Below are 26,998 nucleotides of genomic sequence, written 5' to 3'. Positions count from 1 at the left end.
AGATGCCGGATATTTGAATATGGCTAAATATCAGCCGAGTCGCGTTTATTCTAGGCTGTCTGACTAAATGATAGAGTTAATTTAACAGAACCATTGTACCTTTTATTGTTTAGAAGAGAAATTTATTCGCGAATGATAAATTCCTTATAGAATACTCGAAAAAAAACTTATGCCATAAACCGGAACTAAAATATGAAAACTAACAAAAATTGAATTGTCGCTTAGAAAACTATCCGATGTACAATCGGAATGATGTGGTTACAATACATATCAATATTAATAAGGCCATAAAGAGGAAATCATAGAAGAATGTTAAGTATGTACAGATGATATACACATGTATAAAGTAAGTGAATAATAACATTCGTTATTTGAATTTTCCGTTCTGAATGGGTTGTGAAAATCAAATGGATTCCTTTAATGCATTGAATAATAAGCATTATAGTTTTTTTAAAAGAAGTTGGGCACTAATAGTGTTGATAATAATGGTAGTAAATTATTGTTGCTAAAATGTTGTAGGCGTGTTTTTATTGATTGGCCTTTAACGTACTTTCAGATCACTCAACAAGCATTCAAAAAAATACTAGACTATAAGCGTGGTGTATATGATCTATGTTTTGACTCAATCATATTTTTTATGGTTAGGTATAAAAAATATGGTATTACCACATAAAGCCATTTTACTGTTTGATGAGGAAAATGTTAATTCTATCACTAGCATTAACGTTGCAGATTTTATAGTTATTGATTCGACTTTTAATCTTGAGTCATACATAACCCTTTTTGATCAAATAGAATTTCATCAGTGCATCGTAATTGTTTCGATTGAAAAAAACAATAATTTATATAAGTTAATTCCACATGATTTTGAGATTCATATTAAATCATCACTGAATGAAACGCGGGAAATATTTGAGTGTTTTCTAAAAAAAGGCATGAGTAATGTTAACAGTGTAAATACTCTAACAAGGAATGAAAGTAATGTTTTATTACGCTCATTATGCCATATAAGTGTAAAAAAAATATCACGTGAATTAAATATGCCAGAAAAAACCGTTTATATGCATAGAATGAACGCTTGCAAAAAATTAGGCTTTAGGAAAGCATACGAATTTTATTCTTGCCAAAAAAATGATAAAAAACGAGTTTCATTTGAAAGGTAATAATGACTGCATCAAAGTTAACATTTAAATGTTGTTAAGATTTTTGCTTGAAATTACATATTACTTAATAAATGAAGCAACCTGCTTAATAAAAGAACTTTTTAATTATAAGAGATGAATGGAATTATACTTTAAATCAACTAAATTTACTATTGCTGTTAAATATAAATGTAATGTAGAGGGTTCTAAATGAATAAAATTACTTTTTCGTTGTTCACTGGTTTACTGCTGGGTTCTTCAGCTTTACATGCAGCCCAAATGATAACTGAAGAACAAGTAAAACACTACAAGCTAAGCAAAATTGGAAGTTTTGCAGTTGAACCAAATGGATTCCAAATGCCTTCTGATTTGCAAGACGCGGTTTCAAAACGGGTTGATGAAAAGGGAGGTAAATACTATGTAATTACCTCAGTAAAAGAAACTGAAGGTGGACTATCAGGAACTGTCACAGCTTACAAATAAACTTTACCCCTGAGTTTGAAGCAGCTCTTTTTGAAGGGCTGCTTAATAAAGATATTCAAAAGAAAACAATGCCAACTATAAATATATCAAAGCTATGCCTATCAGTATTTAGATAAGAGAGGAATAAGGAAACTATAAAATTAATGACAAAAATAGACCAGGCAATATAGCTTGAACATTACTGAGCAAACCGATTTTCATTAATATATTTCGTAGTTATAATGTATTCTGAAGTAACATGAAGGCATCCTAATTAAGAATATAAATGCCAATGGGCAAAATATTAATATCCTCGCGAAGACGGAGTGATATCATCACGGGTAGTATTGACACTTCCGAGTCGTTGATAATAGTGGTTATCATATTCTTTCGGTGACATCTGATTGCTAGAACCATGTCTAAGCTTATTGTTATAAGACATTTCGATGTAATCAAAAATATCGTTGCGAGCTTCTTCCCGCGTTCCGTAGATCATTTCTTTATCCGTTTACACTTCATCAATTGGAACAAGGTTTCTGCAACCACATTATCGTGGCAGTTACCGCGACGGCTCATGTTGCCCTCCAGGCCGTGTGATTTCAGGAACGACTGCCACTCATGGCTTGTGTACTGGTTGACCTGAACCGAGGACCAGCACCTGTTTTGAGGATTACGCCGCTATACAGCCAAGCAGTGCGTTCAGGACAATATCCTTAGTCATCCGGGATTACATTGACCAGCTGATAATTTTGCGTGAGAACAGATCAACACCCACGGCAAGATAAAACCAGCCTACGTGGGATCTATATTGATGCTTGCAATTGACGCGAAGGCTCTCCATTCGTAATAACTGACAAATGCGCCGGTAATCATACCGAATTCGAAAGTCAGTTCTGTGTTCCGCACGATACATGAACATCAGTGGCAAAGCGCTGAACTTCACAACGTAAGGCAGAAAGGATACATCCAGCAGACAAGTCATTGCAACAAACCTTCTGCCTCATGCATAACTTCCACAGCTTCTCTATCCTGTTGTATCGACAGGACTTACGGCTTAATGCGGTCTGAAGCTCCTTCATATCCAGCAATGCTTCAGCGAGTAGCATCTTGAGGCCTGCACATAACTCTTCAAGGAATTAGAGCTGCTTCATTTTGGGGACCTAGTTCTTGTGTCAACTATAGAATGTTGTGCCTGTAATAACATGCTTGATGCAGAATTCATTGCTGAATTGCCACGGATTTAACAGACGTCTCAGAGTCATTTTGGTATTGACCCCGCCCCGGTAGACGATCCTGCACTTTAGTTTGAGCATTGGAGGAGCGTATGAGCACACCACGATTTACACCTGAATTTAAGGATGAAGCCGTCCGTCAGATAACGGAACGCGGTTATTCCGTCGCCGAAGTTTCTGACCGGCTGGGCGTTTCAGCACACAGTCTCTATAAGTGGTTGCTGGCTATTAAACCCGGTAACAGCGAGCAGCATGCCAGTGATTTACTGGAAGCGAAAAGCGAGATCCTGAAGCCCAGGGCCCAACTGAAGCGCACTGAGGAATAACGGGACATAATGAAAAAGGCCGCGCGGTACTTTGCAAGGGAGCCCGACTGAAGTACCGCTTTATCAATGAACACCGCACTGTATGGGGTGTCATGACGATGTTTCGGGTGTTGTGCGTTGCCCGGGCCGGGTTTTATGCGTGGCTGCATAACCCGGTCTCCGCGCGGGGTAAAGATAACCAGCGTCGGCTGACGCTCATCCGTGACTCCTGTTCACTGAGCGGAGGCGTATACGGTTACCGCCGGGTTCATGGCGATCTGAACGGAATCGGGGAAGCCTGCGGTAAAAACCGGGTGGGCCGTATTATGTCACTGAACCGGATTAAAGCCATACTCGGCTATAGAACTCCGCGTCGTATCGCTGGCAGACCTTCAGTGGTTGCGCTTAATCGTGTGCAGCGGCAGTTTACTGTTGTCCGGGTCAATCAGGTCTGGGTCACCGATATTACTTATAGTGTGCCCGGAGTTCAGGGTGAGCATGGATGCTCAAATGAACCACGAGTCTGTCTGGAATATTGAACCGGTAACTCACGATGAGGAGCCCAACAATCCCACCGGGTGTGACGGTGGAGAACCTGAGCGGCAGTGACCTGCGGCATGCCTGCAGGGTGATGTAACCCGCTGACAACGGGGATTGAGGCGAGATCACTAAGCCGAGATGATCCTCAAGGTTGAGTACTGAAAGGCTGAAGAACATGAACCCGTTAATCCGCCTCTGTGGGTTGAAAACGTCACCACGGCCTACGTGATCTGACAGGCCGTGCAGAAGGCACCGACAATGACAGATATGCAATGTCGGACGAAAGTGTTTTGACATGTATGCGAAACACCGGGACAGCAACGCCTATCACACTCGCGTTGCTGACTTCTGCCAACTTGCAGCAAGCAAGGATAAAGAGTGCGACGGGCAGCCTCCTCAGTATGTTTGAGTCCAGACAGGTAAACCGGGGAAGGTCAGCGACGGATGTTAAGGAGGCATGGCTCCGATGACGCGCTGGCTGGCGGAGCTTCCGTAGTAGTCCGCGATGGGGAAAACCCATTACATGGCGAAGGGGAGCAGTTTAGATGTGTTTGCGGTGAGAACTAACTGACCTAATGAGGTGAAGACCTTTGATAATCAGCGAAATGCAACGCAAGCTTGCCACATGGGCAGCCACCGATCCGTCCCGACGGATTGAACGGCTGCTCCGTCTGATAACACGACCAGAATGGCTGGCTGAAGCGGCACGGATCACACTTTCATCAAAGGGGGCACATACTCCCGGCATTGATGGTGTGAATAAAGCAACGCTGCAGCCCAGACTGGCTGTTGAGCTGCAAATCCTCAGGGATGAACTTCTCTCAGGTCATTACCAGCCCTTGCCTGCCAGACGGGTTTACATCCCGAAAAGCAACGGCAAACTGCGACCACTGGGTATCCCCGCGTTGCGGGATCGTATTGTTCAGCGGGCCATGCTGATGGCGATGGAGCCGATATGGGAGAGTGATTTTCATACGCTCTCGTATGGCTTCCGGCCTGAACGCAGTGTCCACCACGCGATCCGCACGGTGAAATTACAGCTCACCGACTGTGGAGAAACCCGGGGACGCTGGGTGATTGAAGGTGATTTGTCCAGCTACTTTGACACTGTACACCATCGACTGCTGATGAAAGTCGTACGCCGCAGGATCAGTGACGCACGTTTCATGGCTCTGCTGTGGAACACCATCAAAGCAGGACATATCGATGTTGGCCTCTTTCGCGCTGCCAGTGAGGGTGTGCCACAGGGCGGCGTAATATCGCCGGTATTGTCGAATATCATGCTCAATGAGTTCGATCAGCACCTGCATAAACGCTACCTGAGCGGGAAGGCCAGAAAGGATCGCTGGTACTGGAATCACAGTATCCAGCGGGGCCGGAGTACTGCAGTCAGGGAAAACTGGCAATGGAAACCTGCCGTTGCTTACTGTCGCTATGCCGATGATTTTGTACTTATCGTCAAAGGCACCAGAGCACAGGCGGAAGCCATCAGGGAGGAGTGTCGTGGCGTGCTTGAAGACAGCTTGAAACTCAGGCTGAACATGGACAAGACCAGAATCACCCATGTAAACGACGGTTTTATCTTTCTGGGTCACAAGATCATCCGCAAACGCAGTCGTTACTGCGATATGCGGGTGGTGTCGACGATCCCGAAGGAGAAAGCCAGAAACTTCGCCGCATCGCTGACGGCATTGTTATCGGGCAATTACAGTGAAAGCAAAGTCGATATGGTTGAGACCCTCAACCGGAAACTGAAGGGCTGGGCCATGTTCTATCAGTTCGTTGATTTTAAGGCCAAAGTCTTCAGTTATATTGACCGAGTGGTGTTCTGGAAGCTGGCTCACTGGCTGGCCCGCAAATACCGTACCGGTATTGCATCCCTGATGAGGTGGTGGTGTAAATCGCCGAAACCAGGTCAGAGCAAAACGTGGGTTTTATTTGGTAAAACCAATAACGGCAAGCTCTGCGGTGAAGTGCTGTACCGGTTGGTGGGGCAAGGCAAGAAGCTGTTCCGCTGGCGACTGCCCGAAGGTAACCCTTACCTGAGGACGGAAACCAGAAACACGTATACATCGCGCTACACTGAAGTGGCAATGGCGTTCGCCAGCGTTTAAATGGAGAGCCGGATGCGCTGAAAGGTGCACGTCCGGTTCGGAGAGGAGAGGCAGGGAAATAGTCCGACTACGCCCTGCCTCTTACTCTACTCTGGACAGGTAAGCGCTGGGCGTACATCGCCGTTGTTCTCGACTTATTCGCAAGAAAACCAGTGGGCTGGGCAATGTCGTTCTCACCGGACAGCAGACTCACCATGAAGGCGCTGGAAATGGCATGGGAAACGCGCGGTAAGCCCATTGGAGTGATGTTCCATAGTGACCAGGACAGTCATTATACGAGCAGGCAGTTCCGCAGTTACTGTGGCGATACCGGACCAAACAGAGTATGAGTCGGCGTGGAAACTGCTGGGATAACAGTCCAATGGAACGCTTCTTCCGGAGTCTGAAGAACGAATGGGTACCCGTGATGGGTTACGTAAGCTTCAGCGATGCAGCTCACGCCATAACGAACTATATCGTTGGATATTACAGCGCGCTCAGACCGCATGAATATAACGGTGGATTACCACCAAACGAATCGGAAAACAGATACTGGAAAAACTCTAACACGGTGGCCAGTTTTAGTTGACCACTACAAACAGACCTTGAATTCAGGACTGAAATTTCTTCATTTCATTGGAGCACCAGTGTTGTTCGGAGGTGAGCATATCAACTCTGTTTAGGTGACCAAATTCAGTGTGCTACTACATATCGAGTTGCGTAGTATTCAGCGAAGTAAGCCAACGGAGAAGGGGGGGACTTTTATGAATGCTTTCATGAATAGTGTCTGAATGAGCACTGGTGATTCAACTATATCCTTCATGTTTAGAAAGGAAAAATGACCTTGCGACAGGATTATATGGAATGCTCTACCCCTTAATAACTGTGTTACCAGACGCCAGCTGAATTTGCAACGGACTGGCGAAACGGAAAAGAAGAACAAATAACGGTATTACTAACTGAAGGTTGCGCCTAATTCGGTGCATGTGATGGTAGAAAAGTCAACAACATGGAATGCGAATTATAAAATTCCTATAGCGAATTTTATAAAACAACTCGAAATAATAGTGCTTATTGTAATCGCAACCCTAAATAAACCACAAAAAATAAAAGGGTAATTTTCAAAGGTTTGTTTATATAACCTACTGATTTAATTACTTTAATTTAAATGCAGTGGCCATTTCATGCTGGATATATTGCATTTAAATTATTCATTAACAGAATGTGATTATGCGTTAAAAGTAATTGAAACCTTTCAGAACAATCACTAAAACAAAAATATGAGTATTCCATAACTGAAGTGTTGTGATATAAACTTTTTGTAGATTAAGGTTAACAAGCACAACTGTTTTCGGCATGTATGTAAGTAGCATTAATATTACTTTCCTAAAGATGGTTTGATCTCATTGTGTTTGTATCTCCCTAACTATTTAGTTGTATGCAATTAGTTGTCAATAATTAATGAGACTCGTCATGAAAACATTAAAAATACATGAGTTAACTCTGGTGGCCTCTATGGCCGAACTTCGTAGTTTTAGTCGTGCAGCCGAAAGGCATGGAGTAACACAAGCAACTCTTAGCAAAACTATTGCAATCATTGAATCTAAGCTTGGAGGTCGGCTTTTCGAGCGAGATACGCGGCCCGTATTGTTAACTGATTTTGGCAACGTACTCTTACCGCATATTGAGAGTTGTATTAGAGAGAATAACAACTTACTTGAATTTGCACGTCTCTGGCAAGGTACCTGCACGGGTAAAGTAAAAATATTTGCTCCTATGGGACTTCAGATTGCACTGGCTCAGCAGGTAATGCCCGTTATATCAAAGGGGTACCCTGATATGAATGTAACAATTATGACGCAAAATCAATCACTTTCTGATATGCGAAAAGGAGTGGTATTCCCTGATGACTGTGATATTTATATCTCATACGCACCACCAAATAACCATAATTTAATAGCTAGAAAACTTGGCAGAATTAAATTTAACGTATATTGTACCGATGAGTATTACAAAAACCATCAGTTCACTTCAATTCAAGAACTATTCCAGTATGACTTTTTGTTGCAGAGTGCAATTATAGAACAAGATAATTTAGCAAGGATAGAAATATGTAGCAATAATACAAATGAAAACAAAAGTATCGAGCTTCATGGGAAATACATTTTTGATAATATTATTGTAGCTTATGAGTGTTGTAAAGCAGGACTTGGTTATATGTTTCTTCCTGAGGGAATGGTTTGTGATACAGATCAAATCCATCCTCGTCTGGATAGTGAATTTGCAGCCTATATAGATGTATATATGATATACAGATATTATGAAAAATATCCCGTTAGGATTAGAGCAGTTTTAGATACAATCATACAGAAATGGGGGGGGCATGATGAATCAAATACATTCTATTATTAGTGCATAAAGTTATGATTTTTATAGGTCTATGATTAAGATAACGTATTTTACTTCTCTTATGTTGCATGAATACTAGTATGGAATTTTAAAAACATTTCTATTAACTACGAATAGCAGTATATGGATTGAGTTAAATAACATGTAACTTCAATCCTCTAATAATTTTCGGTGTTTATTAACTCACCTTAAATAATGATTGTCAAGTGACATGTGAACATTATTTGCAGTGTTATTCTTGAAGCTTCGTTAGTTTCGGAGTTGCTACAAAAATCAAGGATGATTTATTTTAAGAATATTAGGGATTAAGGGTTCTATTGGTATTTGTAATTATTTGTGATGGCGCGGCGATACGAGGCACAATAACAAATAGTATCTAAGAATAACACTGATCATTAAATCGAAAAAAACAAAGAAATATTCCCATTCATTGGCATTTTTGTAATGGCGATTATTTTTGTTTTTTTTACATATGGGCTAGAGGGCGTTTTATGAAAATCAAGAAGCACCGAATTTCTGCAATCTTGGAATTTATGGTTGTGTTGTGTTCTTTATTGTCAGTATATTCAATAGCATATTTGGTTTTGGCGTTTTACATTTACGGTGAGGTTCTATTTTTATTAACTTATGAAATCGTTGTTTTTATTGTGTTTATTATATCCAGTCTCATTATCGTGCCATGTATTTACGGCATTAAGGTAATCGGAAGAACAATAAAAAATTAAAATTGCTATTTTATTACTTACTTATGTCTGTAAGTTAAGTGTATGCAGGGGGTGAACATGGTCACTTTGGGGAGCTAAGTAAAATGTAAGCGGATAACTTTTCTCAAAACAATTAGTGTAATGGAACATTTACACATTATTAATAATGGGGAATACTTAAATTTGACCTAGAAGATTGTAGTAATATGTATTATAAGTACATATCTATTCACGACAACCACTTCACTAACTCATTATATTAATAAAGTAGTTGGTTTCGGTAAAATTGCGCATTCCCTTTAAGAACAATAGTATTCATTTTTTTTCTGCCAAAAAAAACACATTTAAGATAAACTTGTATTGTTTTTAAATTTTATTAGGTTGAGGACCTCAATGAAGAAGTTAACTTTGTATATTAGTGTAATTTCAATGGTATTTTGGTGCTATACTGCACAGGCTGAAAATGTGAACACTTCGACTGATTCTGTAGATGAAGCAATCATAAAGCAATTAAATTTAAGTGATGATCAGATTGATAAAATTCAATCTTTACATGACAAATATCAGAGTGATATTGATAAAATTCCATTGGCTGATTTTAAAGAAGGCGCTCTTGTAGAGGTGATTCAATCTGGTAAATGGGATGATGCTGCCGTTAAAAAACAACTTTCATCAATTTCTAAAATACAAGAAGAAGTAAGATATTATCGTATGAAATATTATTTCGAAGTGAGCAAGGTTCTATCAGCAGAACAAAAGGCCACACTAAAGAAAGACATTGAATCTATTCTAAATAATTAACATGATGTCAGTGCAAATTGTATATCAATAATTTGCACTGTTTTTTCTTTAAACATCGTAAAATGTTCAATAAAATTTTCTAAATTGAATTGTTCACCTAGACTATTTAATATATCAAGTCAGAAGCAGATGGTGGATTTCGGGCTATTATACTTTGCAGTATAACCGGATAGTTAAGTTTGTTCGAAACTGTCGTGCATACGGTATGGTAGAGCCAAAAAGATCTCAATCAACAGTCCCTTTTGGTTAAAATAACCCACTAAATTGTATGTTTGAAAATAATGTCTACAGAATAACTCTGAATTATCGAATATGATGATTCAAATGATAATAAATTATTAAAGGTTGCAACATTTTCCCGATATCTTCATCCAGTAACCGGTGGGTACAAGAATGCCTCGGCCAAGGTCTATTTAATACAGCTAATCGTATTCTGGCAAACTCGACTTTTAATAAAAAAATCTAGATTGCCGCTATATCTGGTGTTTCAGTTAAAGTTGGTGCTGGCTGCTTGGTGGATATATTAAATTGTACTTTCGAATTCAATAAGCTTAAAGCTTAATCATGTCGTTGAGCCCATACACAGTAAAATAAATTTTATACATAGAGTTCCCCTTAGGAGGATATCTAAAATAAGCATTGCTCGATTGATCAAGATATATGCAATTCAATATAGAATTTAATTTACATAACTTAATACCTCCCGACAGGGGCAATAAATTATTAATTGATCGGTTGCGCAACAGATAAATTTTTGAGTGTATTATTAATTGTTAAATCATATTGCCATGGTATGTTTATAATGCAATAAAATCTAAAAAATAGATTAATAATACACGTGTAGGCTAATACTTAAAATAAGTGAATAAGTGAATAAGTGAATAAGTGATGATGATTCCGTATTGGAATTATTTCATTCCTTTGCTGGGGTGCGGGTTTGGAGTATACTTGAAGAGTAAATTACTTAAATACAAAATTTTGTGATTTGCATTAATACAATTGATTTTCAATGTTTAAAGAAATCTGCAATAAAAAATTCGTATTGGATTATTTATTTTATTGAAAGAAATTTCACAGGTAGAGTAGGGTGCCAATATTTTCTTTGGTGCTATTCTGGTACGGTTTTAATAAATTTAAAACCGTGATATTTTAAAGGCATAAGTAGGGTATATATTTTATGAAGAAAATTTTAACGGTTTCTGCGTTAAGCATTGCAATGGTTTCAGGGTCTGCTTTTGCAGGTAATAACACTGGTGATGTACAATTCGTAGGTGTCGTAACTGATACAACATGCGATATCGTACCTTATGTAAATGGAGCCCCTAATTCAATTGTTAATATTGGTTCTGCAACAACTATTAATGGTTCAGCTTCTACTGGTCCGGTTACTCAATTCTTTTTAAAAGTTGCTAATGGCGCGACTTGTGGAGACGCATCACTTAACAACGCAGTTTTTAACTTCTATAGTAACACATTAAATGCCAATGGAATTGGTAACAGTACGGGAACTGCTACAGATTCAAACATGCTTCTGACCGTACTGAATGCTAATGCTGGAATTCAACCGATCGATCAATCTAATAACACAGCAGAAATCTCATTGCCATTGTTTAATTCAGATGGATTAAACCTCACTGCTCAGCTAATGGGCGGAACTGTTCCTGGTTCATATGAGTCAACGATGACATATACTGTTTATTACAATTAATTATCATCTCTATTATTCAAGGGGGGGTAACTCCCTTGAATAATTTTTATTAGTAGGGAGGTTGTATAAAAATATGACTTGTACTCGAGTTAGTGTTGTATGTTTTGCAACCATGTTCTTTTTTTCACCATTCACATACTCATCTGAATTAAATACAACTTTTTTAAAAGGTGTTACTGATGTGCCTTCTATACTTAAGGATGGAGTTAAGTATCCAGCAGGCACATACTATGTTGATGTTATGCTCAATGGAGAACGTAAAGGAAGGATAGCATTAAACATAACCAAGCGGGATGAATCAGAAGGACAACTGTGCATAAGTCCTGATTTGCTAAAAGATTCAAATATACACATAAATCTTAATGCTTATGCAGAAACTTTTGATTCTGGTAGAGGGTGTTACATTCTTGGAAAAAAGGGCGGTACTAATCTTGTCTTTGATGTAAGTAGCCAGAGTTTAGACTTTAACATTCCTCAGGCGTGGTTACTCGAAAGTAATGATGAGGCCTTATGGGATTATGGGGTAAATGGTCTAAGAATAAGATATGACGGTAATTTTAATCAGAAAGTACAATCAGATTATGGCGATGAATCTTTAGACGCATTTGGTAATTTTAAAACTGATCTTAATTTTGGTCGTTGGGTATTGTCGAGTGACATGAATGCGACTCGAAATCAAGATGAGAGTAACTTCACAACAAATAACTTAACTTTATCAACTGCAATTGCCAAAGTTAAAGGGGATCTACAGTTCGGTTACTCACAAACCAGGATGGAACTTTTTGATGATTTTGGGTTTTATGGAGTTAGCCTAAGATCTAATTACAACATGCAACCCTTGCAGGTTCGTAGTTACGCACCTGTAATTACCGGTGTTGCTAGTGGAACTTCACGTATAACAATTGATCAGGGTGGATACACAATATATTCTCGAGTTGTTCCTCCCGGGCCCTGGAAATTAGATGATATTCCATCAACAGGAAATGGCAATTTATCCGTTACCGTTGAGGATGAAAGTGGACATAAAACTGTTACTCAATACCCTGTTGCAACATTACCCTCTTTGTTAAGGCCAGGGGAGTATAATTATGATTTCGCTATAGGGGAGCGCAATAACTCAAATACATTAGATGACGCGTTTTCTAATGGTGATGGTACATTTATTCTGTCAAGTTTCGACTGGGGCTTTGAAGCTAACACTATAAATATAGCTGCTATATTACATAATCAATATCAAGCCTTAGGGTTAGGAGTTACTCAACCTCTCGGCTATTGGGGAGTAGTTTCTCTTGATTTTAATGGCTCTACAGCTGATTATGATGATGGTTCACATCGACAAGGTGTGAGTACTACATTAAAGTATGCGAAAACTTTTACAAGTAAAACAGACTTGCAATTATTGACATATCGATACCAAAGTCCTGGTTATACAGAGTTTTCTTCTTGGGATCCAAAACAAAAATTTGGCCGTAAAATCTATGATCCTAATAATGATGGGAATACAGAACAATATATATGGTTTGACGGGCAAGAGAAGGCTCGGTATGAAGCTCGTTTGACGCAACGTTTAGATAAAGCTAATCTAAACGCATCATTTTGGCAGCAAACATACTGGAATCGGGATAGTGATTCGTATGGTGCAACTTTATCTGCTAATACGTCTATTTTGAATGGCATTTCATTATTTGCAAGCAGTAATTGGTCAAGAAACTCTTGGTCTAGTGAAGATGATTATTCAGCATCCATTGGTGTCAGTATTCCTTTCACTCTTTGGGGTTTGAAGCATTTCAGTTCAAGTTCAATAGGGTATGACAGATATAATGGTACTTCGTTTAACAACACAGTATCAGGTACTGTAAATGATAGGCTAAACTATAGTGTTAATGCTGGAGCTGATGAGCACAGTAATAATACTGCTGGAGCTACTGTAAGTTATGCATTCGATAAAATTCAGACTAATATGTCTATAGCTCAAAGCTCATATGCTACAACCATATCAGGAAATCTATCTGGCTCTGCTATTGCAACAAGAGAAACAGGAGTGTTACTTACTAAAGAAGGTTCAGGAACTGTAGCAGTGTTAAATATCAAGGATACACCAGATGTTACATTTAATAACTCATTACCTACCGATAAGAGTGGTAATACTGTTATATACATGTCTGAGTATAACCCGACTACAATAAAAATTAACCCAGAAAATGTGCCTGACGATGTTGAATTAGTTAATACATCATTTGATGTTGTTCCTACAGGGAAAGCAATTATTTACAAAGAATTCAATTATGAGCATATACAACGCTATATTCTTAGAGTCAAAGATGCCAAAGGTAAACCCTTAAATGGTGGTAATGCAACCACTGAGAGCGGGTTAGATGCTGGATTCATTAATAGAAATGGAATATTACTCATAAATCTATCTACAGCTCCTAATGTCATTTCTATCACTAGGAATGGTTTAAAGATATGTGATTTTAATGCTAAAATCCTTAAGCCTGGTCTTGATTCCGTACAGGAGATTGTTTGTGAATAAAAATCGTTTGTTTCGTTATGCTGTGCTGTTGTGTGTGATTACTGCAGGAGGAGTAACTACTGCAAATGCTGCTTTTATTTTAAGTGGTACTCGTTTTATTTATGAAGAAGGTAAAAAAAATATTTCCATTGAGGTAACGAATACCTCAAAAGATACATATGGTGGCCAAGTTTGGATTGATAACTCTGCAACAGACAATACAGGGGTGTTCATGGTTCCATCGCCTCCTTTTTTTAAGCTGGATGCAGGACGGAAACAAGTGTTGAGGTTAATGAATGTTAACTCATCTCTTCCGAATGATAGGGAGTCTCTTTTTTATATTAATGTCCAAGAAATTCCGCCAAAGCCTAAACAAGTAGATGGCAGTATCATTGCTATTGCTATGAACACACGTGTAAAGCTACTTTATAGGCCAAAATCTATAATGAAAGAGCGTCTTAATGCGGAAAGCCAAGTTATGCCTGAATACAAAAATGGACATTTATGGCTAAAAAACCCAACACCATACTACTTTGCTATTACGTCGGTTAAAGTTAATGGCAAAACTATGACCATTCCAAAACAAAAGCTATCATCGTTAACCACTCTGAAACCTAATGATGAAGTTGATACAGGCATAGTTCAGGCTGGAAATGTTACTATTGGTGCCATCAATGATTGGGGAGGGGAGCAGTTTTATGAAATTCACTAATCTACTAAAATGTATTATCGGTGGAGGATTTCTCATATGGAGTGAACTATCCATTTCAGCAAATTCAGCATCAGCTACGATCCCTGTTGAAGTAACCTTTATTGATCCACCTTGTTCTATTGTGGTTCCTGATACAGTAAATCTAGGAACTATGCTAACTGGTACGCATAGTTATGATCCTTTCTATATAACAATCAATTGCACATCAATAAAAAACTCAGCTATATACGCAGAGATAGTTCAGGGTACATTAACTTCTGGTTATGTTGATCGTATGGATATGATCAGTCCAGTCGGAAGCACAGGTTCTCCGGTACAATTCTGGTTAGTTGATCCAGATGGGAAGCCTATAAGTATTGATGGCTCTGGGAATACTAATCCCGCAAATCAGTTTTGTGAGGGTTCCGAAACAAGGCAGTGCTCATTAATACCTTCTACACTGATTTCCAGTGATACTCCTCGAGGTCAAACTCAGGCTGTGCTTCGCTTTAGTATAGTATATGCTTAAGTTTAAAGGGCGGGGTTTGTAGTTTAAATATTGCATTCCTCTGAATATATTTTATACTTAACGGATTCTCAAATGTCAAACAAAATTATTACAATTCCATTGTCTTGTGTGTATTTCCTGTCCGCATCTGCATTTTCTGCAGACGTAAACTATACTTGTAGTACCCCATATGTTTCCTATGGAGGCACTTTGTACTCTCCTCAAGTCAACGTTACACCATTCCAAAATGGTACTGTTGAATTATCTGGTCGTGCCATATGGAACGTTGGTGTTGTCCAACAAAATGGCAATACTTTGAATAATATGTCAAGTTTAGTACAAAAAATAACAGAGAACTTGGGCATGTCTATAGAGGCTGGGGTCGAAACAGCTACAAATGGAGTAGTGAATACTATATACATTGAGAACGCTTACAATAACACTATAACTAATAATAATGCTTACCCTCAAACTTTTGCGTCAGGATATTATATACACAACGTTTCGCTTACGCATACATCCTCTACAGATTTTAGAGCAACATGGAGTTTAGATGGTGATAGTACGCATTTAATTGGTGGATCTAAAACCAGCGTGCTATGGGTTCCCCACATTATCGCTGGCTGGGGCAATGCTTCTACCGCTGTTACTAGTGGCACGCGTCAGATTACTGCAGATACAGGTGATAGTGTAGGTGGTGCTCCTATTTCTGTTAATCTTTTGCCATATATAGATAATCTATCTTCAACCTTACATGACACATCGAATGGTGTACAATATGTAGGAAATCATGGTAATACTTTAATAGGTCCGCATGTGATCACTTGTACCCGGGAAGCCAGTCCATTTTCTGTTAGAGTATTTCAAGATAAGTTTCAATTAAGCGGAGAGGTGGGTACAACTCTTTCAGGTCTTGCTAACTGGGCAATTACTACTGATGATGTAGCGCAGACATTTTTTATCAGTGCATCATTGGATTGGGTCACCGTCCCAGGTTCGTTAATAAACGTCAAAGACGCGGTTACAGGTGAAGACTTACTTAACACATCGGTTTATATCGGTACGAGACGCAGTGGTGCTTTACAACTGACTGTTGCACAGGATAACGGAGCAGGTACCTATACTGGGTATCTTACTATTACTGTAAGTGTTGTTTAATATATAAGACGAACTCAGTTTTGGGCATTATTCAAAACTGGTTCGACTCTATGCTTTCGGTGTGACCAACTGCTAGCTAATAGGCACCGATAGTTGTTCTTTTTCTTTACGGCCAAAATTAATCTATAAAAGACAGTATAAAGCAGTAAAACATAAGTATTGTGTGTCAGGTTTTCTTCGATGTGTCTGAGTGATTGGTTTCTGTCTGGCATAAAGCACTTACTGGATGTGCGTTTTTATCGTATCCCACTGATGTTTATCATATTAATCATTAGTTATTTAACATAATCTTTGTTGTGCGTACTTTGCATGTAGTAGATTAATTGAGATGTCTGCCTCAGACCAATGTGTCCGCGCTACAGTCTCCCCACAGTGATCACTGCTTTCAAAGGATAGGACTCATGACGGCATACGGAACGGAGTTTTTCTCAATGAACGATGTAAACCGACTCAGGATCCGTCAGGACGTTATTGACCGCCGTTTTACTACATGTCTTGCAGCAACCCGGCTTGAAATATCTGACAGACACTGCCGTCGGTTGCTGGAGCGCTATCGTGAACATGGGCCGCTTTCACTTGTTGGTTCGAGGATCGTGGTCCGTCCTCCGTCCTCCACGCTGCTCGTTTACGTTGATGATGCAACGAGCCGGCTGATGCAGCTTCTGTTCGTCAGTTCTGAGTCCACTTTCGCCTATTTTGAAGCCACCCGGTGCTATCTGAAGCGTTACGATAAGCCTCTGGCGTTCTACAGCGACAAGGCCAGTGTCTTCAGGATCAACAACAAGCATGCCACCGGCGGAGATGGCCAGACTCAGTTTGGCCGTGCCATGAACGAGCTGAACATCACCGGCATCTGCGCCAACACCAGTTCAGCCAAGGGCCGTGTTGAACGGGCCCACCTCACGTTACAGGACCGCCTGGTCAAGGAGCTGCGGCTCCGTGGTATCAGTACACCAGAGGCCGCAAACGCCTTTGCCGAAGAGTTTATGGCTGACTACAACCGCCGGTTTGCAAAGCCACCTCGTCACGATTTCTACGTTCACCGTCCGCTTGATAACAATGAAAATCTGGAGGCAACATTCACCTGGCGCGAACAGCGTAAGGCCGCTAAAAACCTGACATTACAGTACGATAAGAAGCTTAATCTGCTTGAAGATAATGAAGAAAACCGGCGTTTTCAGGTGAAATATATTGATGTCTGGCAGTATCCGGATGGCACCATCGAGCTCAGGGGCTAACGATACTTCCCTGCCCTTCATAACCTACGACCGTCTGGGAGAGCTGGACCATGGTGCCATCGTCGACAACAAGCGACTGGGATGCGAACTGGAAATGATAAAGCTGGTTCAAAACAAGCGTGACAACACCCGCTCACAGGCCCTGCCATCACTGGATGGCCAGACCTCACGCAGAAAGAAACAGCTCGGAAAGAGATCACAAAGAAGCCTGAATCACGACGACATTCTGGAAGCCATGCAGCAATTCCAGACAAGAAGCCAGGAAATCTTTGGCAAAAGCTGAAACATAAACCACATGCGGACATTTTAATTTAGCCGGAAAGCGGGCCTTTAAAAACAGCCCAGACATTACGCTTATAATAGCAAAATTATAATGCTTGGCTGTACGTGAATGGACTGGAGCAAACCCGATAAAATGATAATTATTCATTCATTGTCTGTCCCCGCTAAGTCACTCCTAAGTATGGCTCATTAATCTGTGATGGAAACAAACTCACCCGATGAATACGACAGCAGTCATCTCTGGCAGGAAACAATGCGACCACAACAAAATAAGTTCCCGGCTTTCCCAATGAATAAGGTTCCTGAAGTCACTCTCTTTTTCTGGGTGATAAAAATGATGTCCACTACCGTGGGTGAAACAGCAGCAGACTTTCTGAATATGGATCTCAACTGGGGGCTGACTAATACCTCTCTGCTTGCCGGCACATTGTTTGCCTTGATCCTGGCCTTTCAGTTACGTACTAATCGCTATATTCCGGCTATTTACTGGTCAACTGTACTATTAATCAGCGTGTTCGGAACGCTGATCACTGACAACATGACCGACCACTTTGGAGTGTCGCTCGCGCTGTCAACATCGGTATTTGGCGGATTACTGGTTCTGACATATTGGAACTGGTATACAAATGAAAAAACATTATCCATTCACAGCATTAACAGCCTGAAGCGGGAAGCTTTCTATTGGGTTGCCATTTTGTTTACCTTCTCGCTGGGAACTGCCGCAGGAGACTGGGCAGCGGAAGGTCTTGGTCTCGGCTATCTGAACGCAGTCATTGTTTTTGGTGCGCTGATTGCGCTAACCGCTGCCTACCACTATTTGTTCAAAGCGAACAGTGTACTTTGTTTCTGGATTGCATATATTTTAACCCGTCCTCTGGGAGCCTCTTGCGGGGACTTGTTGTCTCAGCCCTTTACCAGCGGTGGTCTAGGACTTGGCACAACAAGAACCAGCATTTTGTTCCTACTGACCATCACATGTCTTATCGTTTACCTCACCTATAAAATGAAACTCAAAGAAATCAACAGATAAGACATTCAGTGCGGTACAGGTTGGTAATCACCAGTACCGTGTATATTCTTCGGTATATTTCGCTTATCCTTGAGAAATCAATTCTATGAGAATACTCCTTGTCGAGGACGACCCGATGGTCGGAGAGGTCGTCACCAGTTCACTGAAAGACAACGCTTGGGCAGTTGACTGGGTTCAAAACGGCAACGATGCCTGTGTCGCGTTCAGTACCTGGCAATATGATGTTATTTTGCTTGACCAAGGACTACCTGGTAAAGACGGTCTGATCGTGCTGGCCGAAATCCGCCAGAAAGAGCTCACGGTACCGGTGCTAATTCTGACCGCTCGCGACGCGCTCGAAGACCGGTTAAAAGGGCTTGACAGCGGCGCGGACGATTATATTCTCAAACCATTTGATATGAGCGAGCTACTGGCGAGGGTCCGGGCAGTTGTTCGAAGAAATACCAGCAATGGGAGCCCTGTCCTGAGTAATGGTGTACTGACTCTGGATCCGATCACTCATGAAGTCAGTATTTTCGAAACACGACAAAAATTTTTGCTTTCTAATCGTGAATATGCCCTGCTGGAGGCTCTTATGCTGCGTCCGGGGAGAATACTTTCCCGCAGTGTACTGGAAGACAGAATCTATGGCTGGGGCGAAGAAGTCGAAAGTAATGCCATCGAATTTCTGATCCATGCATTAAGAAAAAAGCTCGGGCGGGACGCCATTAAAAATGTCAGAGGTGTCGGATGGCTGGTATCAAAAAACGGATGAAAACCTCCGTTCAGTTACGGTTATCACTGGTGCTGGGGATCGCTATTCTACTTACCGCCATTATTTCCGGAGGGATTACCTTTTATCTGGCGCAGGATGAAGCTAGGGAGCTTCAGGACGATACCTTAAGACAGATAGCTTACTTCACAAAGTCCCACGATTATAACGCACTGCCCGAAAAAAAGGGGCAAAACAGGGCCGACGATGATAGCGATGCAAAAATACTGGTGGAATATCTCACTGTTGCTGACACGCAAAAACAAGGCCTGGGCATCACCTTCCCTTTGCCCACTCCCGTGAGAGAAGGTTTTCAAAACGTCACAATCAACAATGTACAATATCGGGTTCTTGTTCACCGTCTGACGAAGGAACGGTTTGTGATTGTTGGTCAGCAGACCGAGGTCAGGGATGAAATCGCCTCTGCTAGCGCATTACGTACGATGATCCCTTTTATCCTGCTTTTACCCTTACTGTTGTTGGTCACCACAGAGCTGATAAAAAAATCCTTCCGGCCGGTACTGTATCTAGCTGCCGGAATATACCGACGCGATGAACGGGATTTAACGCCACTGGTGGATGATAACATACCGGACGAGATTCGCCCTTTCGTGGAAGGTATTAACAGGCTTTTACTCAAAGTGGACAACGCAATACAGGAACAAAAACGCTTCATTGCCGATGCCGCGCACGAATTACGCACCCCCCTGACGGCCCTGTCTCTCCAGGCTGAGCGGTTATCTGCTTCGGACATGTCGGCAGAAGCCCGTGGGCGTTTAGCAGCCCTGAGACTGGGGTTAACGCGAGAAAAAAAATTGCTTGAACAGCTATTATCTCTCGCCAGAGAGCAACAGCTTCTTCAGACGCGAGGGACAGAAGCGGTATCTCTCATTGAACTGTTTCGGCAGGTTATAGAGACACTGCTCCCTCTGGCACTTAAAAAGCGTATAGATATCGGTGTGGTGGAAACCACTTGCCCGGCAGGGTCGAAGGTTTTTACGGAAAAATACAGCCTGTACACGGCGCTCAAAAACCTGGTCGAAAACGCAATTCACTATATCCCTGAAAACGGGCAAATTGACCTGCGGTTACAGTTTATTGATAACTGTGCGGTGATCGATGTCGAGGACAATGGTCCGGGAATTGCTGCAGAACAACGAGAACGGGTATTTGATGCATTCTACCGACCCGCAGGCACCGAGAAACCCGGCTCTGGGTTGGGGTTGTCCATTGTAAAAGCATGCGTACGCCGGCTGGGAGGAACCATCACTCTGGCGCCATCCTCACATTTTCCATCCGGGTTGCTGGCAAGGATAACTCTGCCGGTTAAAAATCACTCCGGATAAGTGATTATTCAGTTCGCTCAGTGTGACCTAACTTAATGCCGCTATACTGTCCTTAACAATGAAAGAGAACATAAATACGTTAAAAAGTAATACTATGAAATTGGTGACAGCTTTGTCTGAATGTCTGCTTTGTATTGTAAAGCAAGTATATCGGAAATCAATAGACATGTTTATCCAAATGTCTGAGACACCGAAAGAATGAGAGATATATACCGCTCGGAGTGTCTGTTAATTTCCGATGTGATTTATTAATCAAGCTATTATTTAGTATGGTAGTGTTAGTCTGCGCTTTGTAATATTAAATTTAATAACTCTTAAAAAGAAAACATCGCTTTACAGGTCATAATAATCTTGGGGAACGAGCGTTTTCGCAAACTGTTGCTTTAAAAGCCGGACTCACGGTATATAAAACCTATTCTTTCCATTTTTAAAGCTCGTTCGTCATTTTTATATCGAAAGCAGTTCATTCCCATTCATTTAATGGCCAGCACACACCTACGAACAGGCTTACCAGACTGTAAATATTTGGTGCTGGACTGGATATGTCTGCCTCCTGTAAAGATAGTTGTGATAATTTTTAATGGCTAAGTTTGGTCTAAGTATTTACGCGTAATGTTATAAGCACGCCAAAAAGAAAATATAAATTATACCAAACAGGAATAACACACCATGAAACGCACAATTTTTTTTACTCTTTCTACATTTTTAATGGCAATGACTACCTGTCCCGTATACGCCAGTACCGAAAACACTAGTATGTCTGACTTGCGGGTGCAGAAAACCATTGATTCCAGCTACTGTAATCCAGGTTTACATCGTTGCGAGGTACCTTTTACTATTGGAAAGGGTAATAATGCTAAGCCAGACGGAACAGACAAAAACTACTGTAACCCTAACTCCGTAAAATGCAATGCACCTTTTACTATTGACCGGGATCATATTGCCAAGTCTGACGGAACAGACAAAAGATACTGTAACCCTAACTCCATAAAATGTAATGCACCTTTCACTACAGGGTATAAGTATATGAATCAGTGAGAAGTTTTTGCTCGTCAATAACAAATTCAAATCTTCTGATTTCATCAGGAAAGTTAAATGAATACTAATTTAAATGCATCGTTAGTCAAGGTCCCTCAGATTACCTTCATGTTTTGGATAGTAAAAATAGCAGTGACCACTCTGGGAGAGACCGGTGGGGATGCTGTTTCAATGTCCATAGGGATAGGCTATGCCGGCAGTAGTATATTATTTCTATTGCTGTTCGCAATTGCTGTAGCCTTTCAGATAAAATCAACTGAATTTTATCAGTATAGGTACTGGGTTACCGTGATCGCCACAACGACCGCAGGAACAACGCTGGCAGATCTGGCAGACAGGACACTTGGTCTCGGTTATGCCGGTGGTGTAGCGCTTTTAATCACACTGCTGGCATTTTCATTTTATAATATCCGGAACAGTGTCTGTGCATTCCATTAAAACGGTTTCTTCTGAAGCATTTTACTGGTTAACAATCATGTTCTCACAGACGCTAGGGACTGCTTTGGGTGACTGGACTGCAGATACTGCAGGTCTGGGTTATGCTGGAAGTATGTATATATTCGGCGCACTATTATTACTTTTGATATGTGTTTATGTTTATACAACAGCATCCAGAGTTGTACTGTTCTGGAGTGCATTTATACTGACACGCCCGCTTGGTGCTGTGGTGGGGGATTTTATTGATAAACCTCTCAGTGCCGGAGGACTTGAATTAAGTCGATATTCAGCATCATTTTTCCTTATAACATTTATCATGATATGCTTGGTCATTTTCCCACAGAATTCTGCAAGTGAAAAAATTGAAAGATATGGTAGGGAATACTAAGTTGTAGCTAATTTTTTTCAGTATATTTTTTTAGGTTATTCGTCACTTTTTATAAATCCCGAGGTACAAATGTGAACACTTAAACAATCTTCTACTCTATTACTTCTTCTTGCCATCATCGGTACAAGTGCTCGCATCGGAGTTGGCATCTGAGATGAAGCTCCTGGTTGACAGCATGGGTTGTCCTTAGTGTGTATTATTCATAAAATCATCGTGTTCTTCATACGAAGAACACGATGATTTTAAAAACGATAAATATACTGTGCTGCCAGGAACAACATGGAGGGAGAGGAATATTCACCTGACACAATCGGAGAAGAGTCTTTAAGAGTGCTACCTTGAGCATATTCCACTGATATACCAATTTCAGAAATGTCAGACAATGTATATTGTGCACCAGTACCGAAGCGCCACGTACTTGAAGATGGCCATGTTATAGACCCATTGTCATCGTTTTTATTCCAGCTACTATCGTATGCAAAGCCGGCATTGAGTCGTAAGTCATGGGTCAATCTAACCTGAAGCCCGAGTGCACTATTCCATGTATCCTGCAGGGCAAGTTCGCTGTTTATCGTACTGGCACTACTACTGACATAGTTATCAGCAAAACGACTCCATTGTTGCCATCCTACGCTAAAAGCCAGAGCAACGGTATCATTCAATTCCTGCCATATGCTGCCTGTCACCTGCTGTGGAAGAACAAGATGAGCTTGCTGGATTAACAAAGAATCTCCAGAAATTGGATCTGTTATTCTTTGATTAATATTAAAATTAAAAGTTTGCTGACTACCCCAAGTTAAACCAAGCCGCGTGGCCTTACTCAGTGTATATATAACACCTAATCTGGCACCATAAGAATAATCAATATCTGACTCATTAAGTAACTGTGTTCCTGTCACAGTATGCCCACTACTCATTTTAAGTCGTCCTTGAGTTATCGTTACCCCCCCTCCTACGGACAATTTATCGTTTAATTCCCAGGATAATGTAGGTTGCAATGTGATAAACATGAGAGATGCTTTATCAAGTAACGAACCAGCTCTCCAATCATTCCCAAAATCCAGACTTAGCCCTGCATTACTGTATAACCCCAATCCTAGATTCAATTGCTCATTGATCGATTGACTATAAAATAGGCTTCCTCCTGGTTGCCAACCAACTACATTTCCCGGACTTTGCCCCCTATTAACATCATAGTCAAAATCCCCGTACAAAGCCTGAAAGGACGCAGATAATTCCCCTCCATCCAAATAACTCATACCCGCCGGGTTTGTATAAATTGTGGAGGCATCACCTGCTTTAGCAGCACTACCGGCCCCCGCCAGACCTTGATCTGCTGTACCTAGTTCGTAAAGGTATATTCCTGAGGCTATTGTTTGATATGAGTATATGGATGTTAGGAAAGCAAATAATAGGTGTATTCCAATCTTAATGGTCATAATTAACTCCTTTGTACGACAGAGGGCTTCATCTGTACTGCAAAGTATCTTTAACCATATTGTTTAAAATAGGTTGAAAATCAGCTGCAGTTAATGCTGTATTCTTATTGCGAACTTTGTTTGCCTTTAATTCTGGTTGCAACCAAATTCCATTGCTGTTATAGAATTCCGAGGCGTTTTTTTTCTCCGCTAAGGTAGAGGTGTTTTGCATGATAAAAATATATCACCGGTGCTGAAAATTTCAGCTTGATATAATTTAAGGCAGAGTTCTCAGTAAAATTTTTATTGCCCATTATGGTATGAATTTTCAATGGACCATTACATGGCATTGGGCGTTTATTTACAATAACTTCCCATTTTTATTTAAAAATAAATTGAACCACCAAGATATACTCCATCAGCTAAAACATTATCCGAATTACCATCCTGTCCTTTCATTTTGGAAAAGCGATAACCAATGGATAGAGTTAATGGTCGAATCACCGTATACCGTACTCCAGTCGCAGCTTCTTGATAATTTTCAACACCATCCGATAGTTCATTTGGTGAGTACCAATATTCACCGAAAATGGATAAGTCATCATTCAATTCTATTGAAATACCTGCCCCTGGTGCCGCGACATAGCTCTTTTTTCCGTGTTCTGGTTTAAGGTACGCTAGACGGCTACCTGGAGAAAACACAATAGGTCCTAATGGTATACCAAATCCTATTACGGGCCCTGCAACCGTACCATTATCGTCATTCCTGATTACATTAGCTTGCAGTGAAAATCCTGGTGTTCCCGGCGAGCCTAGCCCAGCATTTAAATATTGAAATTTGTCACCACCTCCAATTTCAATCCCTAACGCATAAGTTTGCATGCTAACCATCATACTTATGAAGAACATTGTTAATTTAATACGCATCATGATTTCCTTTATGCTTACTGCCACAAGTATCGTGCTGGTGAGTTTTTTAAACCAAACATAATTATAATTTCATTTCCATGCATATGTAATATTTACTTGTTTATTGTGTTGGAATAATACAATTCATAGGATGAATGATCCACTTTTGAGCTATAAGTATATTTTATTACATGCATGCATGATATTTTTCTTATTGTTTATCAGTTGCTTGTGGTGCGATTGGTGTATGTGTTTTTTGTTCGGTGTGAGGTGTTAATGTTGGTGGAATGTTATTATTCCAACAGTGAAATAGGAAAATAGCCTACAATAGGCTTGGAATATAAAATTGTATGCGACTATTTTTTTCTTGTTTTTTTGCTGGGCATTTCAAGCAAAACATACTCAACTTGATTACCTGATTAGGAGTTCATTAATGCGTAATTTTTTACATTTCTGTATTTCTGGGATGCTCTTCATGAGCCCAAATTTTGTACAAGCTTCAGATGAGGCTACCACTGGTTCGAGTGTAAGTGATTCACTTTATAATATAGCATCTACACTATCTGCTGAGGATGCGTACGCTATAGCACTTGATGCATATGTATATCTTTATCCTATAATTACGATGGATGTTACACGTATCAATCAGACATCTAGCGAATCAGCAGGAGGGGCAAAGGGGCCGGCAAATCAGTTTCACCATCTTAGAAAATATCCTGATCCTAGTTTCAATGATGTAGTGAGACCAAACTTTGATACTCTTTATTCTCAGGCCTGGCTTGATTTAACACATGGACCACAGGTGATTTCAGCTCCAAATACTCATGGCCGTTACTATCTTTTGCCTATGCTGGATATGTGGAGCAATGTTTTCGCAGTTCCTGGTGCTCGTACCACTGGCACGGAGTCAGGTAAATGGCTTGTTGTTCCCCCAGGGTGGAGAGGAGTGTTGCCTAGTGGAATTGATGTAATTCAAGCTCCTACACCTTATGTTTGGGTGTTGGGAAGAACTCAGGTAAATGGCCCAGATGACTATGCAGCCGTACATAAAATTCAGGATGGGTTTAGTATTACTCCGCTCAGCATGGACAAAGTTCCAGATGATAAATCAATTATAACAACTGCAACGCAGAATTTGTGGGTAAAGAACAATGTCCCCCCCCTTCTTCAAGTAAACCAAATGAATGCCAGAGATTACTTTTCTTACGGCAGTGAGTTGCTGAATGCAATTCCTCCTCAACTAACGGACTGGTCAATTTTAATTAGAATGAAGCGCCTCGGCATTTATCCGGGAGTGAATTTTAATTTTGATAGTCTTAGTCCAGAAGTGCAAAGTGCTCTTGAGCGAGCTGTACATGATGGTCTGTCAGAAATTAAGAAGTATGGTTCATCAACTGTACCAAAGGCCAATGGATGGTTTATGAGCACCAATGCAACGGGTACTTACGGAAATAATTATTTAACACGAGCTTTTATTACTATGGTTGGCTTGGGAGCTAATCTAGATACTGATGCTGTGTATTCTATCCTTTATCAAGATGCTAATGGGCAAGCTATGGATGGCAAGAAGAAATATGTCTTGCATTTTGCAAAAGGTCAGACACCACCCACCAATGCGTTCTGGTCGGTTACAATGTACAATAGTGACGGTTTTGCTGTTGATAATCCATTGCATCGTTATGCAATCAGTAGCTGGATGCCATTAAAACAAGAAATTGATGGTTCCACCAATATTTATATTCAGTCAAATAGTCCAGGTAAAGAAAAAGAGTCGAACTGGCTTCCTTCGCCATCTTCAGGTAAAACCGGTGTTACGATGCGAATTTACTGGCCGAAAAGTAGTGTTGAAAATGGTAACTGGATACCACCAGTTGTGATACCCGTACAATAATTAT

Annotated in this window: 18 protein-coding genes and 4 pseudogenes; 19 read left to right on the top strand and 3 right to left on the bottom strand. The window is 40.6% G+C overall.

Annotated elements, in window-relative coordinates:
* Nucleotides 1-605: 605 nt before the first annotated feature.
* Both SP99_RS24225 and SP99_RS24220 read left to right on the top strand, forming a co-directional pair.
* The gene (locus SP99_RS24225) at nucleotides 606-1,163 is read left to right on the top strand and encodes a helix-turn-helix transcriptional regulator (RefSeq protein ID WP_072060305.1); all 558 of its coding nucleotides are present in this window, start codon (nucleotides 606-608) and stop codon (nucleotides 1,161-1,163) included.
* A gap of 189 nt (nucleotides 1,164-1,352) precedes the next feature.
* Nucleotides 1,353-1,625 (top strand): YdgH/BhsA/McbA family protein, encoded by a 273-nt coding sequence (locus SP99_RS24220; protein WP_072060304.1) that lies wholly within the window; start codon nucleotides 1,353-1,355, stop codon nucleotides 1,623-1,625.
* 283 nt (nucleotides 1,626-1,908) lie between these two features.
* On the opposite strand, the pseudogene SP99_RS24480 reads toward SP99_RS24220, so the two are convergent.
* Nucleotides 1,909-2,409: pseudogene (locus SP99_RS24480) on the bottom strand (DDE-type integrase/transposase/recombinase); the annotation flags it as partial.
* Nucleotides 2,410-2,928: 519 nt separating this feature from the next.
* Here SP99_RS24480 and SP99_RS24835 point away from each other — a divergent pair.
* From SP99_RS24835 to SP99_RS25405, 16 genes and pseudogenes are all read left to right on the top strand, one after another.
* A pseudogene (locus tag SP99_RS24835) lies at nucleotides 2,929-3,614 on the top strand (transposase); the annotation flags it as partial.
* Between the two features lie 672 nt (nucleotides 3,615-4,286).
* Complete coding sequence (ltrA, locus tag SP99_RS22810) at nucleotides 4,287-5,795, top strand: group II intron reverse transcriptase/maturase (RefSeq protein WP_047959925.1); 1,509 nt, start codon at nucleotides 4,287-4,289, stop codon at nucleotides 5,793-5,795.
* An 80-nt stretch (nucleotides 5,796-5,875) separates the two neighbouring features.
* Nucleotides 5,876-6,363, top strand: a pseudogene (locus SP99_RS23365) (IS3 family transposase); the annotation flags it as partial.
* Nucleotides 6,364-7,247: 884 nt separating this feature from the next.
* Nucleotides 7,248-8,186 (top strand): LysR family transcriptional regulator, encoded by a 939-nt coding sequence (locus tag SP99_RS22805; protein WP_047959924.1) that lies wholly within the window; start codon nucleotides 7,248-7,250, stop codon nucleotides 8,184-8,186.
* 1,094 nt (nucleotides 8,187-9,280) lie between these two features.
* A complete protein-coding gene (locus SP99_RS22795) occupies nucleotides 9,281-9,688 on the top strand; it encodes a Spy/CpxP family protein refolding chaperone (RefSeq protein WP_047959922.1) in 408 nt (135 codons plus the stop codon).
* A 1,177-nt stretch (nucleotides 9,689-10,865) separates the two neighbouring features.
* Entirely contained in the window at nucleotides 10,866-11,396 is a 531-nt protein-coding gene (locus SP99_RS24830; protein WP_156167822.1) for a fimbrial protein, read from the top strand.
* Between the two features lie 61 nt (nucleotides 11,397-11,457).
* Nucleotides 11,458-13,929 (top strand): PefC/AfrB family outer membrane usher protein, encoded by a 2,472-nt coding sequence (gene pefC / locus SP99_RS22790; protein ID WP_231584339.1) that lies wholly within the window; start codon nucleotides 11,458-11,460, stop codon nucleotides 13,927-13,929.
* The gene (locus SP99_RS22785; protein WP_269431375.1) at nucleotides 13,922-14,620 is read left to right on the top strand and encodes a fimbrial chaperone; all 699 of its coding nucleotides are present in this window, start codon (nucleotides 13,922-13,924) and stop codon (nucleotides 14,618-14,620) included. Before pefC ends, SP99_RS22785 begins: the two co-directional genes overlap by 8 nt.
* The gene (locus SP99_RS24825) at nucleotides 14,607-15,128 is read left to right on the top strand and encodes a type 1 fimbrial protein (protein WP_156167821.1); all 522 of its coding nucleotides are present in this window, start codon (nucleotides 14,607-14,609) and stop codon (nucleotides 15,126-15,128) included. Before SP99_RS22785 ends, SP99_RS24825 begins: the two co-directional genes overlap by 14 nt.
* Nucleotides 15,129-15,200: 72 nt before the next feature.
* A complete protein-coding gene (locus tag SP99_RS24820) occupies nucleotides 15,201-16,265 on the top strand; it encodes a hypothetical protein (RefSeq protein WP_156167820.1) in 1,065 nt (354 codons plus the stop codon).
* 401 nt (nucleotides 16,266-16,666) lie between these two features.
* Nucleotides 16,667-17,786: pseudogene (locus SP99_RS22780) on the top strand (ISNCY family transposase).
* A gap of 198 nt (nucleotides 17,787-17,984) precedes the next feature.
* Complete coding sequence (locus tag SP99_RS22775; protein WP_231584341.1) at nucleotides 17,985-18,815, top strand: COG4705 family protein; 831 nt, start codon at nucleotides 17,985-17,987, stop codon at nucleotides 18,813-18,815.
* Between the two features lie 85 nt (nucleotides 18,816-18,900).
* On the top strand, nucleotides 18,901-19,569 hold the full coding sequence (locus SP99_RS22770; RefSeq protein ID WP_047959918.1) for a response regulator: 669 nt from the start codon (nucleotides 18,901-18,903) through the stop codon (nucleotides 19,567-19,569).
* Entirely contained in the window at nucleotides 19,545-20,912 is a 1,368-nt protein-coding gene (locus SP99_RS22765) for an ATP-binding protein (RefSeq protein WP_047959917.1), read from the top strand. The genes SP99_RS22770 and SP99_RS22765 overlap by 25 nt, the downstream gene beginning before the upstream one ends.
* 1,095 nt (nucleotides 20,913-22,007) lie before the next feature.
* Nucleotides 22,008-22,388, top strand: a complete 381-nt coding sequence (locus SP99_RS25410) for a COG4705 family protein (protein WP_442855375.1) — start codon at nucleotides 22,008-22,010, stop codon at nucleotides 22,386-22,388.
* Nucleotides 22,375-22,776 carry a COG4705 family protein gene (locus SP99_RS25405; RefSeq protein ID WP_442855374.1) on the top strand — a complete coding sequence of 134 codons (402 nt, stop codon included), beginning with the start codon at nucleotides 22,375-22,377 and terminating at the stop codon, nucleotides 22,774-22,776. The genes SP99_RS25410 and SP99_RS25405 overlap by 14 nt, the downstream gene beginning before the upstream one ends.
* 242 nt (nucleotides 22,777-23,018) lie before the next feature.
* Here SP99_RS25405 and SP99_RS22755 read toward each other — a convergent pair whose 3' ends face one another.
* Together SP99_RS22755 and SP99_RS22750 are read right to left on the bottom strand one after the other, a co-directional pair.
* Complete coding sequence (locus SP99_RS22755) at nucleotides 23,019-24,215, bottom strand: OmpP1/FadL family transporter (protein ID WP_053060184.1); 1,197 nt, start codon at nucleotides 24,213-24,215, stop codon at nucleotides 23,019-23,021.
* A gap of 363 nt (nucleotides 24,216-24,578) precedes the next feature.
* The gene (locus SP99_RS22750) at nucleotides 24,579-25,124 is read right to left on the bottom strand and encodes a YfaZ family outer membrane protein (RefSeq protein WP_082137943.1); all 546 of its coding nucleotides are present in this window, start codon (nucleotides 25,122-25,124) and stop codon (nucleotides 24,579-24,581) included.
* 412 nt (nucleotides 25,125-25,536) lie between these two features.
* On the opposite strand from SP99_RS22750, the gene SP99_RS22745 reads away from it, so the two are divergent.
* On the top strand, nucleotides 25,537-26,994 hold the full coding sequence (locus tag SP99_RS22745; RefSeq protein WP_197086116.1) for a DUF1254 domain-containing protein: 1,458 nt from the start codon (nucleotides 25,537-25,539) through the stop codon (nucleotides 26,992-26,994).
* Nucleotides 26,995-26,998 lie beyond the last annotated feature (4 nt).

This window comes from Enterobacter sp. BIDMC92, from assembly GCF_001030225.1.
GTDB lineage: Bacteria > Pseudomonadota > Gammaproteobacteria > Enterobacterales > Enterobacteriaceae > Enterobacter > Enterobacter sichuanensis.
Note: the sequence above shows the minus strand (reverse complement) of the source record. Positions and strands in the feature narration are given on the sequence as shown.